Origin of the sequence: Morganella morganii, assembly GCF_019242955.1 — a bacterium.
In the GTDB taxonomy this organism is placed as follows: Bacteria; Pseudomonadota; Gammaproteobacteria; order Enterobacterales; family Enterobacteriaceae; genus Morganella; species Morganella sibonii.
Genome location: NZ_CP066129.1, coordinates 1203562 through 1222603, shown reverse-complemented (window position 1 = coordinate 1222603; position 19042 = coordinate 1203562). Strand labels below are relative to the sequence as shown.

The following is a 19042-nucleotide window of genomic DNA, read 5'->3' as shown; positions in this document are numbered from 1 at the left end:
CCCTTGCCAGCTTTTCCCCGCTCAAGTAATCTTAGCCTTATGGTAACTATATAGTGATAAAGGTCTCAGGAATAATGGGAAAAGCCCGGATATGGAAACGGATCATTCTGTGGCTGCTGGCAGGTATTATCCTGGCGGCAGTGGTGGCTATTGCGGCAGATCGCTGGATAAGCTGGAAAACCGCGCCCTATATTTATGAAAATATCAATGACCTGCCGCCGGCTGAAGTCGGTATGGTACTCGGTACAGCCAAGTACTACAGAAACGGGACAATTAACCAGTATTACCTCTATCGTATTCAGGGTGCGGTCAATGCGTATAACAGCGGCAAAGTGAAATATCTGCTGTTGAGCGGTGATAACGCGCAGCACAGCTACAATGAGCCGAGTACGATGCGGAAAGATCTGGTGAATGCCGGGATACCGGCCAGTAAAATTGTGCTCGATTTTGCCGGATTCCGTACGCTGGATTCAGTGGTACGGACAAGAAAAGTCTTTGATACCAATGGGTTTACCATTATTACCCAGCGTTTTCATTGCGAACGGGCACTGTATATCGCGATGGAGAAAGGAATTGAGGCACGCTGTTATGCCGTTTCTTCTCCGAAGAATATGTTTACTGTCCGGGCGCGGGAAGTGATTGCCCGGCTGGGGGCGCTGGCCGACTTATATATTCTCAATCGTGAGCCGCGTTTCCTCGGTCCGCAGGAGTCTATCCCGGCGCCGCAGACGCTGCCTGCAAATGTGCCGTCATACCCGGCAGTGACCCCGGAAGAGCTGAATGTGCTTTATCCGGAGCCGCCAGCCACCGCAGAAAAACCGGCAGAAACCGGAACCGGACAACCGGCACCGGCTGCACCGTAGTATCACTTCAGCGGGCAGCCAGTTTACCGGCTGCTTTCCGCCATAACCACTCCGCCGGTCCCTGAGAAAAGTAACGCAGCCACAGAGTGGAGAATAAAATGTTAATCATCCACATCAGCGGCACAAACGCCAGCAGCGTCAGGCGATCAAACTGACCGAAATAACCGAAGTACTCAAACACTATCACCCCGCACACCGATTGCAGCAGATAACTGCTCAGGGCTGTACGCCCGACCCGCTGTAAACAGGCCGAAACCGGTTTTAACTGCGGCTGCAAACCGTAAAACAGTGCGATAAGCCCGGTGGCCTGCACCGGCTGTAAAATATCGGCGAGCGGATACCCGACAGTGCCTAACCAGAAGACGCTCCAGCCGTTCAGGTATTCCATCCACACAACAACAGCCTGTAACAGCAGTGACGGGATCAGCAGCAATGCCGCCAGCCGCCGGTAGTGAGACAGCGGAAATGCCCCTTTCAGCCAGCCATTTTTCATCAGCACGGCTCCCAGCAACATCATCGCCAGTAATTGCCAGCCATACTGAACCACCATCATCATCAGCATGCCGCTGATGGTGCTGATTCTGTCCAGCATACCTGCAATGCCACCAGTGTTGGCGATCAGCACTTCATAATCCAGCATTTCCTGCGACGGCTGCCAGTACAGCAGTTTCAGCTCACCGTCTTCCGATAACAGGAAAAACAATAAAAACAATCCGGTCAGGACCAGCACCGGTACCAGCTTCAGCCACCAGCGGGAGGAAACATTATGGATGATCCAGCAGGCGGCCACGCCGGTCAGGCTGTACATCAGCAGGATATCCCCGCTCCAGAGCAGCGCCGTATGCAGCAGACCGATAACCCCCAGCACCAGCAACCGCCCCATATTCCATGACTGACTGTAGCGGCTGAGCATCATCAGTGTCGCACCAAACAGCAGCGCAAACATACCGAGGAATTTACCCTGCACCAGTACGCTCAGTACCGCCCAGGTCGTGACATCCGTTCCTGACGCTGACGGAATATAGACCGGGTTCAGATAGGCTGCGGACGGCAGGGCGAACCCGCTGATGTTGAGGATAAAAATACCGAGAACGGCCAGCCCCCGCACCATATCGAGAACATCAATACGTGCAGAGGCGGGAGTGGCAGACAATGTCATCGGTTAAATATGACGGGCTGCGCGCAGGAATTCCTGGCGGGTGTTCTGGCTGGATTTAAATAATCCGCCCAGTGAGGTGGTGGTGGTGGTACTGGTCGCATCGCGGATACCGCGGGCTTTGACACAATAATGCACCGCATCAATGGATACCGCCACGTTGGTGGTTCCGAGCAGCGTCTGAAGCGCCAGTAAAATCTGCTGTGTCAGACGCTCCTGCACCTGCGGACGCTGAGCAAAAAACTGCACAATCCGGTTAATCTTCGATAACCCGATAACCGTGTCTTTCGGGATATACGCCACCGTGGCTTTACCGTCGATAGTGACAAAGTGATGTTCACAGGTGCTGGTCAGCGTGATATCACGGACCGTCACCATCTCATCCACTTTCATTTTATTTTCAATCAGGGTGATTTTCGGGAAATTGTGATAATCCAGCCCTGAAAAAATTTCATCCACATACATCTTCGCGATACGTTTCGGGGTATCTGCCAGACTGTCGTCGCTCAGGTCGAGATTGAGCAGCTTCATAATTTCTGTCATGTGCGCTTCAATCTGAACCTTACGGGTTTCCGGCGGCAGTGTCTGCTCCCGCAATGGTGTCTCCAGCCCGCGTGCGATCAGCGCGGCGTGGACAAGTTCTGCTTCCCGGCTTAATGATGACATACCTTCTCCGACTATTTTTCAGGTGACTCCCGGTGCTGTGTTGCACCCGGCGGCCGGTCAATACCCGCCGCCCTGCTATTTTAGAGCAATACGCCGTTTTGTTAATCCATTTTGTGGTTTTGGTGATGAAAAGTTTGCACCGGAAATCCCTGTTAATACTACGGATATCAGCCGGAAAAAAATAACGAAAACATTTACCGGAAAAATGCCGGATAACAGATGTGTTATATAACCTCATAACGGAGACGGGAAATATCCTTATGATCAGCAAAAACAATTTCTTCGCTGCTCCGGGTGATATTTGAAATCATTGCAGCACTGACATCAAATGCAATACCGGCGAAAATCACACCTGCAGAAATAAACCCTGCACCTGAAACAGACAATAATTGTTCCTGATTTAATTCTTTCATAATTAACCTCTCAATTATTCAAATATAAAATACAGTATCTTTTTTGTCAGAACATAGAATCCCACATAAATCACCGGTGTAAGAAAGACATCAGTCATCACATTATCCGGCCTGACAATGCGCAGTGATGAGTGCGTGACCATCAGTGGCGTCAGTACCATACTGACATTCATGGACAGCAAGCGTGTATCTTTCAGATCATTAATTACCTTCTTAAGAATATTTTTCTTTCTCATCAGGAATGATTACCGGTTATTTTTCATTATGATGACTTTATGCCCTGAAAATTAAATAAAGCATAAACCGGTTAAGTGATAAACCCGTTTTTTTAGTTCTCTGTTTTTTATTTTTAATTAATTAAAAAGATAACAGGATTAATAAATAATAAACCTGTTATCCATGAGATAATTATTCGTTTATATCACTGCGATCACGGAACACCAGCAATCCACCGATAATCAGTGCCGCAAAGGCGACCCACAGTGCCGGTTCCAGTTTACCGGTAAAATATGCGGAAACCGAGGATACCAGCGGGCCGCCGAGCTGTCCGACGGCATACCAGGTGGTCAGCAGCCCGGCCATATAGCGGCCGTGCTCCGGAGCCAGTTCGCGTCCGCACTGGAATGCCAGCTGCACTGCCGCCATCAGGCCGCCGCCGACCAGAAAGGCACTGACTGCCAGACCACTGATACCCGGCATCACTTCCGCCGCCAGAATACCCGCTGCCTGTGCCCAGAGGGTGATTGCCAGCCGCCGCTGCGGCGTGAAAAAATGCCGCGCGGCAATTGCGGCAGCGATACCGGCAACAGCTGCGATACCAAATACCGGCCAGACAAACTGAGCAAACAGGCTGCCGGGAAAACGTGCCGCTGCCATCTGCGATAAAAACGTGGCGGGCAGGATATAGCCGAACCCGGCCAGAGCATAGCTCCACAATAAACGACGGATTTTCGGCGTCATCACCGGCTTGCTGTGCGGGGAGGCGCCGGTACTCAGTTCTCCCGGACGCGGCAGATAGCGGCTGACATACAGACTGAACACCAGCGCCGCGGCACCATAGATCCACCAGCCCTGCGAGGCGGTCAGTGATAAACCCTGAATGCCGATGGCCGCCAGTCCGCACAGCAGAATCCCGGTACCGGTTCCGCCGTAAACCGCAACACTCAGTGCCGGCCGGTTGAGTTTTGCCAGCGCATCATTGGTCCAGGCAGCGGCGAGTACCAGTGTCCAGCCGCTCGCCCAGCCGAAAAAAAAACGTGCGATACTGTGCAGCACCGCGCCGGAAATCACCGCTGACAGCAGTGTGATAATCACCGCGCCCCATAACCCGGTCCACAACCGCAGCTCAATGCCGCGTTTTGCCCGCATGGCATCAAAGGACCCGGCAAGATAACCGAGGTAATTCCAGGCAGCGACAATACCGGCGGTTGTCAGATCAAGCTGATGCTCGTCAATCATCAGCGGCACCTGCGGGGTAAAGGCAAAGCGCCCTATTCCCATGGCGACCACCAGCGCAAGAAAACCACTGACTGCAATATGAAGCGCCGTTGTCTGACGGGCGGAGTGAGATGTCGTCATATGAAATACAATATGTTAATAATTTGTAATATCGTTATACCAAAAGAAGACTTTAAAATGCAATAATCACTTCCGAAATCATATCTGTAGCTCACGCTTTTGTGCCATATCATTCAACTTGACCAGTAAGTCTGCCATAATGTCTTTCTCTTTATTATCCGTTTTATCTGCGCCCTGCGGGCACCGGGAGTGAAACAGCATCATGGCTAATCCGACAGAAAGTCACACCTCTTCGTTAATCTCTTTACAGGAAGCACTGGATAAGCTGCTCGCGACCCCGGCCGCGATCACCGGTACGGAAACGATCGCGCTGACGGATGCTGCCGGGCGGATCACTGCCGCACCCGTTATTTCGCCGATCAATGTACCGCCATTTGATAATTCCGCAATGGATGGTTACGGGCTGCGCCTGGCGGATTGGGACGGAAAAACCCCGCTGCCGGTGGCTGGCCGGGCACTGGCCGGTGTACCGTTTAACGGCGCATTACCGGCAGGACAATGTGTCCGTATTATGACCGGTGCCCCGGTACCGGCGGGTGTGGATACCGTGGTGATGCAGGAAGAAGCAGAAGTGTCAGATGCCGGTATCACCTTTACTGCCGGCATTACCGCCGGGCAGAATATCCGCCGCATCGGTGAGGATATCGCGCAGCACAGCGAAGTTTTACCGGCAGGCGCCAAACTGGCTGCCGCCCAGCTTCCGCTGATCGCCTCCCTCGGTCTGGCAGAATTATCTGTGGTACGCAAACTGAAAGTAGCGGTATTCTCCACCGGCGATGAATTGCAGGCTGTCGGCCAGCCGCTGGGTGACGGACAGATTTATGATACTAACCGGTTTGCGGTTCGTCTGATGCTGGAAAAACTCGGTTGTGACGTAATTGACCTCGGTGTGATCCCGGATAACCCGGAGATTCTGCGCGCCACCTTTGAAAAGGCCGATGCACTGGCCGATCTGGTGATCAGCAGCGGCGGCGTGTCTGTCGGGGAAGCGGATTACACCAAACAGATCCTCGATGAGATCGGTAAAATTAATTTCTGGAAACTGGCGATCAAACCGGGCAAACCGTTTGCTTTCGGTAAACTGAACAACGCCTGGTTCTGCGGCCTGCCGGGTAACCCGGTTTCCACCACCGTGACGTTCTATGAGCTGGTGCAGCCGCTGATTGCCCGTCTGTCCGGTTTCAGCCAGTGGCAGCCGCCGGTGCGCTTTAAAGCCGTCGCCACCACGCCGCTGAAGAAATCTGCCGGTCGTCTGGACTTCCAGCGCGGTATTGCCGGGGTGAATGAACAGGGTCAGATGGTGGTCAGAACCACCGGCGATCAGGGCTCACATATTTTCAGTTCTTTCAGCCTCGCTAACTGCTTTATTGTGCTGGAGCGTGAACGCGGTGCGGTTGCCGCCGGTGACACCGTTGAAATCGAATTTTTTAATCATTTACTGAAGAATGACTGATGGCGACTGAACCCGGACATATTGAACTCAGTGATGAAGAAGCGCTGCGTTATAACCGTCAGATAGTACTGCGCGGCTTTGATTTTGATGGTCAGGAAGCCCTGAAAGCCGGGCGGGTGCTGATCACCGGTCTCGGCGGGCTGGGCTGTGCGGCGGCGCAGTATCTCGCTGCCGCAGGGGTTGGTCATCTTACGCTGCTGGATTTTGATACCGTCTCGCTCTCCAATTTGCAGCGTCAGATCCTGCATACTGATGCCCGCATCGGGATGGCAAAAACAGAATCCGCCGCCATTGCGCTGAAAGCAGTCAATCCGCACTGTCATACCGAAACGGTCACCAAACAGCTGGATGATGATGAGCTGGCCGCCCTGATTCAGTCTCATCATGTGGTGCTGGATTGTACCGATAATGTGGCTGTCCGCGAACAGCTTAACCGCGCGTGTCATCAGATGAAGATCCCGCTGGTATCCGGTGCCGCTATCCGTATGGAAGGACAGATTTCTGTCTTTACCTGGCAGGAGGGCGAACCCTGTTACCGCTGCCTGAGCCGGTTATTCGGGGAGAACAGTCTGACCTGTGTGGAAGCGGGTGTAATGGCACCGCTGGTCGGCACCATCGGCACCCTGGAGGCGATGGAGTGCATCAAACTGCTCACCGGCTACGGGCAGGTGAGCAGCGGAAAAGTGGTGCTGTTTGATGCCATGCACATGCAGTTCCGCACCATTAATCTTAAGCCTGATCCTCAGTGCGAAGTGTGCGGCTGTAACGGATAGTCTCCGGTTTATCCAGATGGATCTGTGTGACGGCAGGCTGTGTTTCGGCTATCACACGGCCGTCACGGACAGAGTAACGCACCGGTACCTGACGGCGGACAGCATCAAACCCGTTTTCCACCGGCAGGATCAGCAGGCTGGCACGTTTGCCTTCCGCCACACCGTAATCCTGTAAATTCAGGGTGCGCGCGCTGTATTCCGTGATCAGTTTCAGCCCGTCATTAATCTGACCATATCCCATCAGCTGACAGACATGCAGCCCCATATGCAACACCTGGAGCATATTGGCGGTGCCCAGCGGATACCACGGGTCAAACACGTCATCGTGACCGAAGCAGACATTAATATCTGCCGCCAGCATCTCTTTGACACGGGTGATCCCGCGGCGCTTAGGATACGTATCAAAACGCCCCTGTAAGTGAATGTTCACCAGCGGATTCGCCACAAAGTTAATGCCTGACATTTTCAGCAGACGGAACAGACGGGAGGTATAGGCCCCGTTATAAGAGTGCATCGCCGTCGTATGGCTTGCGGTAACGCGCGCGCCCATGCCTTCGCGGTGTGCCAGCGCGGCAACCGTTTCAACAAAACGCGACTGCTCATCATCGATTTCATCACAATGCACGTCGATCAGACGATCATATTTCTGAGCCAGCGCAAAGGTTTTGTGCAGGGATTCCACCCCGTATTCACGGGTAAATTCAAAGTGAGGGATAGCACCGGCCACATCCGCGCCCAGGCGCAGTGCCTCTTCCAGCAGTGCCTCACCGTCCGGATAGGACATAATCCCTTCCTGCGGGAACGCGACAATCTGTAAGTCCACCCACGGCGCAACTTCCTGCTTCACTTCCAGCATCGCTTTCAGTGCGGTCAGTGTGGCATCGGAGACATCAACGTGTGTACGGACATGCTGAATACCGTTGGCAATCTGCCATTTCAGGGTCTGCCAGGCACGGGTTTTCACATCGTCATGTGTCAGCAGCGCTTTGCGTTCTGCCCAGCGTTCGATACCTTCAAACAGCGTACCGGACTGGTTCCACGCCGGTTCCCCGGCAGTCTGAGTGGTATCAAGATGAATATGCGGTTCGACGAACGGTGCCGTGACCAGACCGCCTTCGGCGTCCAGGCTCTCCGGCGGCACTTCACCGGCAGGCTGCTGCACAATCGCGGTAATGCGCTGATGATCAATGTCGATACGCCACAGACCATCACGATCCGGCAGACGGGCATTAAAAATATGTTTTACGGTTTGATTAAGCACGGGTCATCTCCGGGTTGGTTGTGCGACGGCGGTTAAGTAACGGATTGAGGACAGCATAGCTTAATGCACCGCCGAGAACTGCGTTCACCGGCACAATCCCCGGCAGCCAGTGTCCGGCAATCACACCTGCCGCCACCGCCAGCAGTGCGCTGATATTCACATCACGCATTTTACTGCGGTCAAAGGTTTCATAGCGGTGACGGTACATCAGATAATCCGCGATGATAATTCCCCCGATTGGCGGAATAGCGGCGGATAAGAAGGTCAGCCAGCCGACAAAATTATTATAGAGCCACAGGGCGCACAGTGTGCCGATAAGCCCGTTGATGATAGATAAGGTTTTGCTGGAAAGCCCGGTGATATTGGCAAACCCCAGGCCGGACGCATAGAGCGCGTTATCATTGGTGGTCCAGATATTCAGCCCGAGCACAATAATTGCCGGTAATAACAGCCCCTGGGCAATCATCACATCAGAGATATCCGCCATACCGAGAGACGCCGCCCCGGCAGCACCAAAGATAAACATCAGTGAGTTACCGAGGAAGAAAGCGATAATCGCCACCAGCACCGCAATTTTCGGTTTGCGGCCGAAGCGGACAAAATCCGCCGTCAGCGTGCCCGCACTGACAAATGAACCGACCACCATGGCAAGCGCCAGATTAAAATCAATCGGCTGAGCCGGAATCACTTCACGCAGTGCACTCATCCCGCCCATACCGGTTACCGCGAGGTAAACCGAGTAACTGCCGAGAATGGCAATCGCCGGTACCGCAATCACAGAAAGTACGGTCAGTGCCGAGATGCCGAAGAAAACCGTCACCGTCATCAGCACCCCGGAGATACCGATCAGCCAGTTGATATCCCACCCTGTCGCTTTACCGACCGGAATGGCAAACATGGCCACACCGACACCGAACCAGCCGACTTGTGTACCGCCGAGTAAGAATGAAGGGAGCCAGGAGCCTTTGATACCGAAGGAGTAACGCGCGAGAAGGTGAGTTGTTAAGCCGGTTTTGGAACCAATGAAACCAAGAAAAGCGGTGTAGACACCAAGAAGAAGATTACCGATAAGAACTGCGAGGAAGAAATCATTAAAACTGAGACCGGTACCGAGAGCACCTCCGGTCCACATACTGGCGGAAAAGAAGGTTAAACCCAGCATTACAAAGGTTAATGCCAGCCCGCCTTTCCGCGCGGATATGGGCACAGGCCCATGACTGTAATTTTTATCCCCGGACACAATTGCCTCCTGTTGCTTTTCTCAGGCCAAAAAAATCTGACGAATTCTATAGCCGCAAAAAACAAAAGCAAACGATTTCGTTCACACTTAAAGAGAATTAACGCATACATGATATTCCGGCTGAAAATTATCCTGACGCAAAAAACAACAGGGAAAAAACCGGAAATAATACCTGATTACCGCACCTGTTATTGTCTGCCGGAACACCGGTATCTGCGGCCGGTAAATGAACATGATATGATTAATATCTGCCTGAAGATGTTTTCATAAATGAAAAAACGGATAAAAATCAATTTATTACTTTTTTATTACCGGATACCACAGAATGTAACGGTAAGCCTTACATTACATCAGGGATATAACGCTGAATCTCACAATAACTTATTTCGGTTCCGGCATACCGGTTGTGTCCCCGGATATTCCCGGGTGGATGACGTTATTTTTTTACCGGCCTTTTCCGGTCTGTTATCACTTTATCGTTACTTATCGTTTTTTATCCGTCCGGCAGTGAAAAAAAAGCAGCAAGCGGATAAATCACTATCCCTGCCTGAAAATAAACAGCACCGGTAATTACGTTATTCTGCTTAATGTATCAATTTCTATATTAACTTATTAATGAAAATCGATATTCCAATGATTTTATTATAAAAAACAACTTCCTCTGCGGTTTTCACTACCCCGTTCAATTCCCCGGAAAACGATCACCGGTAAGGATGTTTTATCCTTATAGTTACCTGGTCATCATTTTGCGGAATTTCCGGGAAAATACGCTATATTCATTGTCATTATCCTGTTCAACTTTTATTGCCAAATACAGATAACTCATATATTGTACGCCGCCTGCATTTACCCCAGCGTGTGGTGATGGCCCGTTTATCACTGACGTTTCAGTAAAGTGCGCACGATGCAGACGCAAGGTGCGAGGTTTATTGAAAATAAATGCAGACTGACCGTCATCCGCTGACGGCCGGAAAATAAGTGCTGTGCCGGGACGCCATGTCCGCGGCATGTTTCAGGCTATTGGGAAGGGCTGTAAAAATGCAACAGAATACTGTGCAGATGAAACGCGTATTAAATACCCCCGCGTTGGTTTTCTTCGGGCTTGCCTATATGGTGCCCCTTGGTATCTTCACGACTTACGGACAGGTCACCGTCCTCAGTGAAGGCCATTTACCGGTTGCTTATATTATTACTCTGACAGCCGTCCTGTTTACCGCACTCAGCTATTGTAAAATGACCAGCACACTGCCGCTGGCCGGCTCTGCGTATTCTTATGTCCAGAAAATCTTCGGCGGAAATACCGGGTTTCTGGTCGGCTGGGCGCAATTGCTGGATTATCTGTTTCTGCCGATTATCAACTATATCGCCATCGGTATTTTTGTGCATGAAGCCCTGCCGTCGGTGCCGATGGAGCTGATTATTGTCTCCACGATTGTGATTGTTTCCCTGCTGAATATTCTCGGGATAAAACTGGTCACGTCGATGAATATGCTGATTATTGTGATGCAGTTGATCTTTATCGCACTGTTCCTGTACTTCAGCTTCAGTTCGGCGTTCACCCTGGATAAAGAGGCGCTGCTCGCCCCGCTGACGGTGATGTCTGATCAGGTATCCGGGCTGTTTGCCGGTGCTGCGGTACTGTGTCTCGCGTTCCTCGGGTTTGATGCCATCTCCACCATGGCGGAAGAGACCAAAGATGCCAAACGCGCGCTGCCGAAAGCGATTCTCTATACCGTGTTTATCGCCGGTACGTTATTCATCGTTATCTCTTACGGCGCACATCTGAGCTATCCGGCGTGGCGTGATTTCCTGCCGAACACCGACATCGCCAGTATTCAGGTGATGGAAAAAGTCGGCGGCGCCCTGATGGCGTCCTCCTTTATCACGGCTTATGTGATCGGCGTGTTTGCCTCCGCGATGACATCCCAGGCCAGTATTGTGCGGATTTTCTATGCCATGGGCCGTGAAGGGGTGCTGCCGCGCTCTGTGTTTGCCCGTCTGCATGCCAGATTCAACACTCCGGTGCTGTCGATCCTGTTTGTCGCCCTCGCCTCTCTGATGGCACTGGTGCTCTCCCTGAGCCTGGTGGCGTCCATGATAAGCTTCGGCGCACTGATTGCATTTACCTTTGTAAACCTGTGTGTTATCAAACACTTTATTATTGACCGGAAGGAACCGCTGACGGCTGCCGTGATCCTGCGCTGCCTGGTGGTACCGGCGATCGGGGTTCTGCTGACCCTGTGGCTGTGGACCAGTCTGGATGCCCAGGCACTGACTGTCGGCCTGATCTGGCTGGGGATCGGTGTGGTATACCTCGGTGTGATCACCCGGTTCTTTACCCGCCGTCCGCCGTCAATTACAGAAGAAGAAACTCACTTAATTATCAATTAACTCTGTTGATGAGGACTGGAGAGCATAATGAAAATGACTGCCGCTGATATTATTTATCACAACGGTTACATCTATACTGCGGATGCGGAAAACCGCGTCGCCGGAGCCATCGCCATTGCTGATGGCAGTATTCTTGCCTGTGGTGATAATGATGACATGGCAGCATTCCGTGGTGAGCATACACAGTTTATCGATCTTGACGGCAAAATGATGATGCCGGGAATTATTGACGGTCATATGCACCCGTTCTGGGGTGGTATTCAGCTGTTCGGCTGCCATCTGAATTATGAATCCCTGACCATTGACGAGATCCTCGCCCGCGTACAGGCGCATCTGGATAATGATCCGCGCACCGGCGAAAACGACTGGCTGAAAGTCACCGCCTGGCTGCGTCAGGGGATGTTACCGGCCGGTATTGATATGTACCGCGAAGATATGGACAAACTCAATACCCGCCGCCCTGTCGTGCTGTTCTCCAATGACTGCCATACCCTGCTCGCCAACAGCCGTGCGCTGGAACTGTTCGGCATCACCAAAGAGACCCCGGCACCGAGTGACGGTAAAATCGGCAAACACGCTGACGGTGAACTGAACGGTATTCTCGAGGATGCCCCGGCCATGCGTGCGGCTGACAGCATTCCGTCCATTCAGGCCGACCGCGCGCCGGATGTTGCGCGCCTGGTACAAAAAGTCCTCAATGAACAGGGCGTCACCATGGTGATGGATGCCCGCGTGGCAGAATTGCAGCTGGATGCGTTCCGTACATTGCAGGAACAGGGTGAACTGACACTGCGTATTCAGGCTGCCCGTGAAATCACCCCGGATGATGCGCCGGACGTGGCTTCTGTTCCGCAGGCCGTGAAAAACGCGGTTGCCTTTGCAGAGCGCTATCATCAGCCGGAATGGGGCCCTGAGCCGGGCATTGCGGTGAAAAACATCAAAATGTTTGTCGATGGTGTGCTTCAGTTCCCGACAATGACCGCCTCCCTGCTGAAACCGTACCGCATCAATCACGGTACTCCGGCACAACCGGACTGGCGTGAGACAGATAACTACGGTGATCTCTACTTCACTTCAGAGGTGATCGATGCCCTGCTCGAACGTATTGCAGCGGCCGGGTATGATCCGCATCTGCACACCGTCGGTGAAGGCGCGGTTGATATGGTGCTCAACGGTATCGAAAAAATGCGTGCCGCGCATCCCGGGAAAGATATCCGTCCGGGACTGGCTCACAATGAGCTGGTGGATGCCAAAGATTACGCGCGCTTCGCCCGGCTCGGCACCATCGCCTGCCTCTCTTTCCAGTGGGCGGCACCGACTGCGGAACTGGCGGAATTCACCCGCAATATGATCGGTGAAACCCGTTATCAGCAGCTGGAACCTATCGCCAAGTTTATTGATGCCGGGGCGGTGGTCGCGTTCGGCAGTGACTGGCCGATTGATGATTTTGATGAATGGTATGATCTGAAAGTGGCGGCTACCCGCCGTGGTCATCCGGTTAACGGCCAGCCTGCACAGCGTCTGGATACTGACCGCGACCTGACCATCACGGAAGTACTGCGTGCCGCCACTATCGATTCTGCTTATGCCCAGCACCGGGAAGATATTCTCGGCTCACTGGAACCGGGTAAACTGGCGGATATGATTGTGCTGGATCGCAATGTGTTCCAGATCCCTGCGGATGATATCGCCAATGTGAAAGTGCTGCGCACGATTGTCGGCGGTAAAACCGTTCATCTGACCAACTGACCGTAACCGGCCGTCTGAAAAACTGAAACCTCATCCATGATGAGGTTTTTTTTATGTCAGTGCTTAATTGCCAGCGTGTGGATCACCGGCTGATAACCTTCGCGCTCATATAACCGCAGTGCGCCGGTGTTTTCCGGCAGCACCGATAACTCCAGATGTGTATGTCCCTGCTCTTTTGACCAGGTTTTGACAGCATCCAGCAGTTTTTTACCGGTGCCCTGCCCGCGTACTGCCGGATCAACCACAATATCAAAGATATAACCGAAACGGCGTGGCACCACGCAGGTGTAAGGCGAGGTATCCTGTGTCTGAGCAAAGGCAAATCCGGCGATACCGTCTTCCGTTTCCGCGACCAGCAGACAAAATGTCTCATCTGCAACGGCATTTTCGATAAATCCGCGATCCTGCTGCGCCGGACGCCAGCGATCGGGCTGATATTCCGCCATCAGAACAAATAACTGCTGATAAAGCTCAGCAATACGATCAGTATCATTCAGTGTTGCGGGGCGGATTATCATGGTGTTCTCCTGTTAATCGTAGGTTTTGACCGCCGGCGCCTCATAGTCACGGAAACGGCGGATAAGTGCGTTACCGTCAGTTTCGGTGATCGCCATATGACGGTATTTTTCCTGCATAAACTGTTCATCGGTCATTTTGTTGATCAGTGACAGCAGCGGATCATAATAGTTATTGATATTCATCAGCCCGACCGGCTTCTGATGCAGCCCGATCTGGCTCCAGGTAAAGACTTCCGCAAACTCTTCCAGAGTGCCGAAGCCGCCCGGCAGCGCGACAAATCCGTCTGCCAGTTCAATCATTTTGCTTTTGCGTTCATGCATGGTGCTGACACGGTGAAGTTCGGTCAGATTTTTATGGGCAATTTCACGCCCCTCCAGCAAGGCCGGGATCACACCGATAGCCTGTCCGCCCTCGCGCAGCACGGTATCCGCCACCGTTCCCATGATCCCCACACTGGCACCGCCGTAAACCAGGGTAATCCCCTGCTCAACCAAAACCCGGGCAAATTTCACGGCTTCATGGCGGTAAATCTCTGATGCACCCGCTGCTGACCCGCAATAGACTGCTATTCGTTTAATATCCCGCATATCTGCCCTGTCCTTATCGTGATGAATTGAAAAACCGGGAGCCAGTATACGCAAGCGGTCTGAAGATAGCACTCGTCAGATTTTGCTATGTTATCCCGCAACCTCTGCCGGCGGATTAATATCCTCTTAAATCAGTAATTGCTATCCGTCATCAGCCCCGCTAAGATTGCATAACGAGTTCTGCCTTTTGCATGTAATTCCACATAACTAATTGTCTCACCGCATTTTTATTGCTCCCGAGGTTCTTCATGTCCGCGTCTCCCCGCCAGCAAAATGGTTCTCCGTGGTTACCGATCGGCTTATTGCTGCTGTCGATGATCTCTATTCAGAGCGGTGCCTCACTGGCGAAAACCCTGTTCCCGGTTATCGGCGCACCGGGGGTGACTGCCCTGCGTCTGCTTCTGGGTACGGCTATTCTGCTGGTGATTTTTAAGCCCTGGCGGCTGCGTTTTACCCGTGCGTCACTGCTGCCGATGCTGGGATACGGCCTGTCTCTCGGGGTGATGAACTATCTGTTCTACCTGGCCCTGACCACAATCCCGCTCGGGATCGCGGTGGCGCTGGAATTTACCGGGCCGCTGGCCGTGGCCATGTTCGGTGCGCGGAAAATAACAGATTATCTCTGGATTATTCTGGTGATCGCCGGTCTGGCCTTTTTGCTGCCGCTCGGTGAGCAGATAGGAGATCTTGAGCAACTGGACCCGATCGGGATGCTGTATGCCCTGGGTGCCGGTGCGGGCTGGGCGCTCTATATTATTTTCGGCCAGCGGGCCGGACGCTTTTACGGCGCAGCCACAGTTTCCGTCGGCTCGCTTATCGCCGCACTGATTTTCTTCCCTGTCGGGGCATATCACAGTGATCTCAGTGTGATGTTCAGCTGGGCGGTACTGCCGGTTGGTGTGGCAGTGGCAATCTTATCAACCGCCTTTCCGTATTCGCTGGAGATGGTGGCGCTGACCCGCCTGCCGACACGGACATTTGGCATCCTGATGAGTCTGGAGCCGGTCATTGGTGCAATGGTCGGGATTATTTTCCTGCATGAGCATCTGTCATTCGCACAATGGCTGGCGCTGAGCTGTATTGTGGTAGCCTCCATGGGCGCGGCTCTGACCATCAAACCGAAGTCAAAAATCAAATCTGTTGAGTAATCACCTGCCATACTGAAACCGGCCTTGCGCCGGTTTGCCTATCGATTCTATAGATTTAATCGAATTTAACTATTATCTGTGCTGCCCTATAGTAACCCCATCGAAACAGAAATGTTTAACTGAATAATGTTTAACGGAATAAATAAGGGGAACAATAATGAGCACCGCAAAATTAGTGAAAACCACCGCTTCTCACTTAGTGTACACCCGTAACGATGTTACTGATGATATTAAACAAGAAACCATTGATGAACTGAATCATCAGGTTCTGCAGTTTATCGACCTGTCTCTGATGACCAAACAGGCGCACTGGAATCTGCGCGGCCGCAACTTCATTGCCATACATGAAATGCTGGACGGCTTCCGCGACAGCCTGAACAGCCACCTCGATACCTTTGCCGAACGCGCTGTTCAGCTCGGTGGTGTGGCACTCGGTACCTCACAGGCTATCAGTAAGGCCACCGCTTTACCGGCTTATCCGACCGACATCCACAGCGTGCAGGATCACCTGAAAGCACTGGCCGACCGTTATGCGATTGTCGCCAACGATATCCGCCGTGCCGTCAGCCGCGTTGAAGATGAAAATACCGCAGATATGTTTACTGCCGCCTCCCGCGACCTCGACCAGTACCTGTGGTTTATCGAAGCCAATATCGAATAATGATCAGAAATACAGCACCGTAACCGGCGGGTTGCGGGCTGAAATAAACATCTCATGTGTGAGTATGTGTCGTAAAAAATAAAAACAGTAAGACCTTGTGAGTCAATCCTACCCTTTATACCGCCTCCGGGCGGTATTTTTTTGCGTGCTGATTCCGTTTGAAACGAAGAACTGTCTCTGTCATACAGAAAAACCATTTCGGTGATTTTCCTTATAACGAGTCCGTTACCACAATGCCTGCCTTTTTCAAAAAAACACAATCAATTGATTTTATTTAAAAATTATCGCCATGGTATGTTTTGATATTTTGGGATGTGGAATTTACACCACCAGAAGCTGTGCAAAAACACAGTTTTTGGGTAAATCTTAAACCCAAAAGGAAATCTACGATGAGTGGCGGAGACGGCAATGGTTATAACAGCGGGGCTCATGATACCGGTGGCAATATCAACGGCGGACCAACAGGTATCGGTGGTAACGGCGGTTCAACAAGTGGTGGCGCAGGTTCCGGCAGTGGTTGGGGAACAACACAACTACCGGACGGAAGAAATATTCATCATTATGACCCGGATAAATTCGGGGGTCACCGTGATAACAATAGTGACAATAATAGCTATACAGATTTGAATAATACTCCTGAATCTCTGAATTATATTGATATATCGGGAGCACCGAAAACAGTCTATGTTTCCGCAGATACTATCGGATTAACGTTCAGCTCTGCTCTGTCGGCTTATTACGCCTCACTAAATGAGGCTCAGCTTGCTGCATTAAAAGCATTCTTAACAACTTCCGCAGTTATTGCAGGCCGGGTTCTGGGAATTCTGGGATTATTCTATCCCTCTCAGATAGCACCTGACCCGAAAGTGAATATTTACGTTAAAGATTTCGATATTGATAATCCCTACAATGCTGCCATGCTGCCTGCCGGAGTGGTAACTTCTGTTCCGCCGGAAGATATCCCCGACAAGACAAGTGTTCCGGCCAGCGTGATTGCACAGGCAGTGATTGATGAGCTGGCTGAAACGCGGCCTGTTGCCATCACAGCGGTAAACCCTACTCTGGTACCGGTTGTCAAAGCACAAAAGACAAATAAACCAAATGTGTATACTGCTCAGGTGGTACCCGGCATGAAACCAATACGTATCAGTGTGAATAATACCGAACCGGTAAAACCAAACACTGCTTCACGGGGACTGAATACTACTCCGGAGATAAAACAATACCTGCCGGCGCCGGAAAAAAAAGAAAACGTTTCACATCATGCAATTATCGACTTCGGTGGTGGCCATGCTCCGGTTTATATTTCTGTCACGAAACAGATAAAACCGGAAGAAGAGAAAAAACAGGCTGAACAGGCTAAAAAAGACCGTGCTGCTTTATATCCGCTGGAGGCTGCACTGGAACACCTGGATGTTGCGAACAGCAATCTGGCAAAAGCTGTTTCTGACCAGGAAACAGCACAGAAAAATTACGATACGGTAAAAAATACGGATGTAAACAAGCTAAGAGAAGAACTGACCAAAGCCCAAAAGGGGTTTGCGTATTTTGAAGCCCGTAATGCCACCAACGAAGCTGGTGCATATAAAGCACAGATGGGGCACATCGAAGACACTATCCAAAAATATACTCAGGCAAAAGATGCACTGGCAATAGCTGTTGAAAACAGGAAAAATACGGAAGGCAGGAAAAAAGCTGCTGAAGGTAAGGTTGAAGAAGAAAAAGACAAAAAAGGAAAAACTCCTGAACTCAAATTTGATACAAAAATTAAAGATCAGATGATTGGCCGGGGTTGGACCGAACAAGATGTCAAAGATTCGGTAGCTAAAGGTACGAAAGGGAAAACTTTTGATAGACGTAGTCCGAAAAAGACGCCGCCTGATCACCTCGGACGTAATGACACGGCTACCGTGTACGGTAAACCGGGTGAATATGTTGTAGTTAACGATCGCACCGGCGAAGTAGTTCAGGTCAGTGACAAAACAGATCCTAAATGGATCGATGACTCTCGAATTCAATGGGAAGGAAAATAATGGAAGAAAAATTATTTGATCACGGTGTACTATATAACAATGGTGAAGATTTCTTTAAATTAAAAGGAAATGCTTCAATGAAATTATCACCAAAAGCAGCAATTGAGGTTTGCCGGGAAGCTGCCAAGCGAAGTTTATGGATTTCAGGTATAGATGGAGGTCACTGGTTTAATCCCGGGTTCAGACCTGATGGTAGTGCATCGTGGACATATAATAAACCCAATGACTATAAATCAAAGCTTACTGAAAATAATACGCTGGCAATTGAGAATATTAAAGATGATGAAGCGGCTGGCTATACAGCATTTTTAGTGACAATAAGTGACCTTAAATAACTTCATTCATCAGAGATAGAATGAAGATAAATACCCGCTCACCGATTAATAGCGGGTATTCATTTATAATAACAAAGATAGTGCACATACAACCATTGCATTGATATTAAAAGAAAAAATAAATTAACGAAAAAGAAAATTCTCCGGCAGATATTTTAAGAATAGCATATTCTCTTACCGTATCCCGTGATGGATAAACGCTCTCATTTCATTGAT

18 protein-coding genes are annotated in these 19042 nt (G+C 51.1%); 9 read left to right on the top strand and 9 right to left on the bottom strand.

What is annotated here, in order from left to right; translation table 11 throughout:
• The first annotated feature begins 89 nt into the window (after positions 1–89).
• Complete coding sequence (gene sanA / locus JC793_RS05575; protein WP_431739827.1) at positions 90–863, top strand: outer membrane permeability protein SanA; 774 nt, start codon at positions 90–92, stop codon at positions 861–863.
• A gap of 7 nt (positions 864–870) precedes the next feature.
• Here the strand turns inward: sanA and yeiB are convergent, their stop codons facing one another.
• From yeiB to JC793_RS05550, 5 genes are all read right to left on the bottom strand, one after another.
• Complete coding sequence (yeiB, locus tag JC793_RS05570) at positions 871–2022, bottom strand: DUF418 domain-containing protein YeiB (protein WP_218427750.1); 1152 nt, start codon at positions 2020–2022, stop codon at positions 871–873.
• A 3-nt stretch (positions 2023–2025) separates the two neighbouring features.
• Positions 2026–2685: a GTP cyclohydrolase I FolE gene (gene folE / locus JC793_RS05565; protein WP_004235735.1), complete on the bottom strand. Its 660-nt coding sequence runs from the start codon at positions 2683–2685 to the stop codon at positions 2026–2028.
• A 224-nt stretch (positions 2686–2909) separates the two neighbouring features.
• The gene (locus tag JC793_RS05560; protein ID WP_166707281.1) at positions 2910–3098 is read right to left on the bottom strand and encodes a hypothetical protein; all 189 of its coding nucleotides are present in this window, start codon (positions 3096–3098) and stop codon (positions 2910–2912) included.
• 14 nt (positions 3099–3112) lie between these two features.
• Complete coding sequence (locus JC793_RS05555) at positions 3113–3334, bottom strand: hypothetical protein (protein WP_054425481.1); 222 nt, start codon at positions 3332–3334, stop codon at positions 3113–3115.
• A gap of 172 nt (positions 3335–3506) precedes the next feature.
• A complete protein-coding gene (locus tag JC793_RS05550; protein ID WP_218427748.1) occupies positions 3507–4676 on the bottom strand; it encodes a YbfB/YjiJ family MFS transporter in 1170 nt (389 codons plus the stop codon).
• A 202-nt stretch (positions 4677–4878) separates the two neighbouring features.
• Here JC793_RS05550 and moeA point away from each other — a divergent pair, with 202 nt between their 5' ends.
• Together moeA and moeB are read left to right on the top strand one after the other, a co-directional pair.
• Positions 4879–6129: a molybdopterin molybdotransferase MoeA gene (gene moeA / locus JC793_RS05545; RefSeq protein WP_166707279.1), complete on the top strand. Its 1251-nt coding sequence runs from the start codon at positions 4879–4881 to the stop codon at positions 6127–6129.
• Entirely contained in the window at positions 6129–6902 is a 774-nt protein-coding gene (gene moeB / locus JC793_RS05540) for a molybdopterin-synthase adenylyltransferase MoeB (RefSeq protein WP_218427746.1), read from the top strand. Before moeA ends, moeB begins: the two co-directional genes overlap by 1 nt.
• On the opposite strand, the gene JC793_RS05535 is transcribed toward moeB, so the two are convergent.
• Both JC793_RS05535 and codB read right to left on the bottom strand, forming a co-directional pair.
• Positions 6859–8163 carry a cytosine deaminase gene (locus JC793_RS05535; RefSeq protein ID WP_218427744.1) on the bottom strand — a complete coding sequence of 435 codons (1305 nt, stop codon included), beginning with the start codon at positions 8161–8163 and terminating at the stop codon, positions 6859–6861. The genes moeB and JC793_RS05535 overlap by 44 nt on opposite strands.
• The gene (gene codB / locus JC793_RS05530; RefSeq protein ID WP_218427742.1) at positions 8156–9403 is read right to left on the bottom strand and encodes a cytosine permease; all 1248 of its coding nucleotides are present in this window, start codon (positions 9401–9403) and stop codon (positions 8156–8158) included. The genes JC793_RS05535 and codB overlap by 8 nt, the downstream gene beginning before the upstream one ends.
• Positions 9404–10441: 1038 nt before the next feature.
• Between codB and JC793_RS05525 the strand changes: the two genes are divergently transcribed.
• Together JC793_RS05525 and JC793_RS05520 are read left to right on the top strand one after the other, a co-directional pair.
• Positions 10442–11794 carry an APC family permease gene (locus tag JC793_RS05525; RefSeq protein ID WP_046893767.1) on the top strand — a complete coding sequence of 451 codons (1353 nt, stop codon included), beginning with the start codon at positions 10442–10444 and terminating at the stop codon, positions 11792–11794.
• A gap of 27 nt (positions 11795–11821) precedes the next feature.
• Complete coding sequence (locus tag JC793_RS05520; RefSeq protein ID WP_218427740.1) at positions 11822–13543, top strand: amidohydrolase; 1722 nt, start codon at positions 11822–11824, stop codon at positions 13541–13543.
• Positions 13544–13599: 56 nt separating this feature from the next.
• Here the strand turns inward: JC793_RS05520 and JC793_RS05515 are convergent, their stop codons facing one another.
• Positions 13600–14061: a GNAT family N-acetyltransferase gene (locus JC793_RS05515; RefSeq protein WP_052926206.1), complete on the bottom strand. Its 462-nt coding sequence runs from the start codon at positions 14059–14061 to the stop codon at positions 13600–13602.
• 12 nt (positions 14062–14073) lie between these two features.
• Positions 14074–14649 (bottom strand): LOG family protein, encoded by a 576-nt coding sequence (locus tag JC793_RS05510; protein WP_052926207.1) that lies wholly within the window; start codon positions 14647–14649, stop codon positions 14074–14076.
• A gap of 248 nt (positions 14650–14897) precedes the next feature.
• Here JC793_RS05510 and rhtA point away from each other — a divergent pair, with 248 nt between their 5' ends.
• The 4 genes from rhtA (at position 14898) to JC793_RS05490 (ending at position 18826) form a co-directional block, all read left to right on the top strand.
• Positions 14898–15797 carry a threonine/homoserine exporter RhtA gene (gene rhtA / locus JC793_RS05505; protein WP_046893763.1) on the top strand — a complete coding sequence of 300 codons (900 nt, stop codon included), beginning with the start codon at positions 14898–14900 and terminating at the stop codon, positions 15795–15797.
• Between the two features lie 157 nt (positions 15798–15954).
• Complete coding sequence (dps, locus tag JC793_RS05500; RefSeq protein ID WP_046893762.1) at positions 15955–16458, top strand: DNA starvation/stationary phase protection protein Dps; 504 nt, start codon at positions 15955–15957, stop codon at positions 16456–16458.
• A 389-nt stretch (positions 16459–16847) separates the two neighbouring features.
• Complete coding sequence (locus JC793_RS05495) at positions 16848–18491, top strand: colicin-like bacteriocin tRNase domain-containing protein (protein WP_218427738.1); 1644 nt, start codon at positions 16848–16850, stop codon at positions 18489–18491.
• Positions 18491–18826 (top strand): colicin transporter, encoded by a 336-nt coding sequence (locus JC793_RS05490; RefSeq protein WP_247717327.1) that lies wholly within the window; start codon positions 18491–18493, stop codon positions 18824–18826. Before JC793_RS05495 ends, JC793_RS05490 begins: the two co-directional genes overlap by 1 nt.
• The last annotated feature ends 216 nt before the right edge of the window (positions 18827–19042 follow it).

Excerpts from the sequence above, each read along its gene's own strand:
- yeiB (WP_218427750.1), bottom strand. The coding sequence starts at position 2,022 with ATGACATTGTCTGCCACTCCCGCCTCTGCACGTATTGATGTTCTCGAT.
- folE (WP_004235735.1), bottom strand. The coding sequence starts at position 2,685 with ATGTCATCATTAAGCCGGGAAGCAGAACTTGTCCACGCCGCGCTGATC.
- JC793_RS05560 (WP_166707281.1), bottom strand. The coding sequence starts at position 3,098 with ATGAAAGAATTAAATCAGGAACAATTATTGTCTGTTTCAGGTGCAGGG.
- JC793_RS05555 (WP_054425481.1), bottom strand. The coding sequence starts at position 3,334 with ATGAGAAAGAAAAATATTCTTAAGAAGGTAATTAATGATCTGAAAGAT.
- JC793_RS05550 (WP_218427748.1), bottom strand. The coding sequence starts at position 4,676 with ATGACGACATCTCACTCCGCCCGTCAGACAACGGCGCTTCATATTGCA.
- moeA (WP_166707279.1), top strand. The coding sequence starts at position 4,879 with ATGGCTAATCCGACAGAAAGTCACACCTCTTCGTTAATCTCTTTACAG.
- moeB (WP_218427746.1), top strand. The coding sequence starts at position 6,129 with ATGGCGACTGAACCCGGACATATTGAACTCAGTGATGAAGAAGCGCTG.
- JC793_RS05525 (WP_046893767.1), top strand. The coding sequence starts at position 10,442 with ATGCAACAGAATACTGTGCAGATGAAACGCGTATTAAATACCCCCGCG.
- JC793_RS05520 (WP_218427740.1), top strand. The coding sequence starts at position 11,822 with ATGAAAATGACTGCCGCTGATATTATTTATCACAACGGTTACATCTAT.
- JC793_RS05515 (WP_052926206.1), bottom strand. The coding sequence starts at position 14,061 with ATGATAATCCGCCCCGCAACACTGAATGATACTGATCGTATTGCTGAG.
- JC793_RS05510 (WP_052926207.1), bottom strand. The coding sequence starts at position 14,649 with ATGCGGGATATTAAACGAATAGCAGTCTATTGCGGGTCAGCAGCGGGT.
- rhtA (WP_046893763.1), top strand. The coding sequence starts at position 14,898 with ATGTCCGCGTCTCCCCGCCAGCAAAATGGTTCTCCGTGGTTACCGATC.
- dps (WP_046893762.1), top strand. The coding sequence starts at position 15,955 with ATGAGCACCGCAAAATTAGTGAAAACCACCGCTTCTCACTTAGTGTAC.
- JC793_RS05495 (WP_218427738.1), top strand. The coding sequence starts at position 16,848 with ATGAGTGGCGGAGACGGCAATGGTTATAACAGCGGGGCTCATGATACC.
- JC793_RS05490 (WP_247717327.1), top strand. The coding sequence starts at position 18,491 with ATGGAAGAAAAATTATTTGATCACGGTGTACTATATAACAATGGTGAA.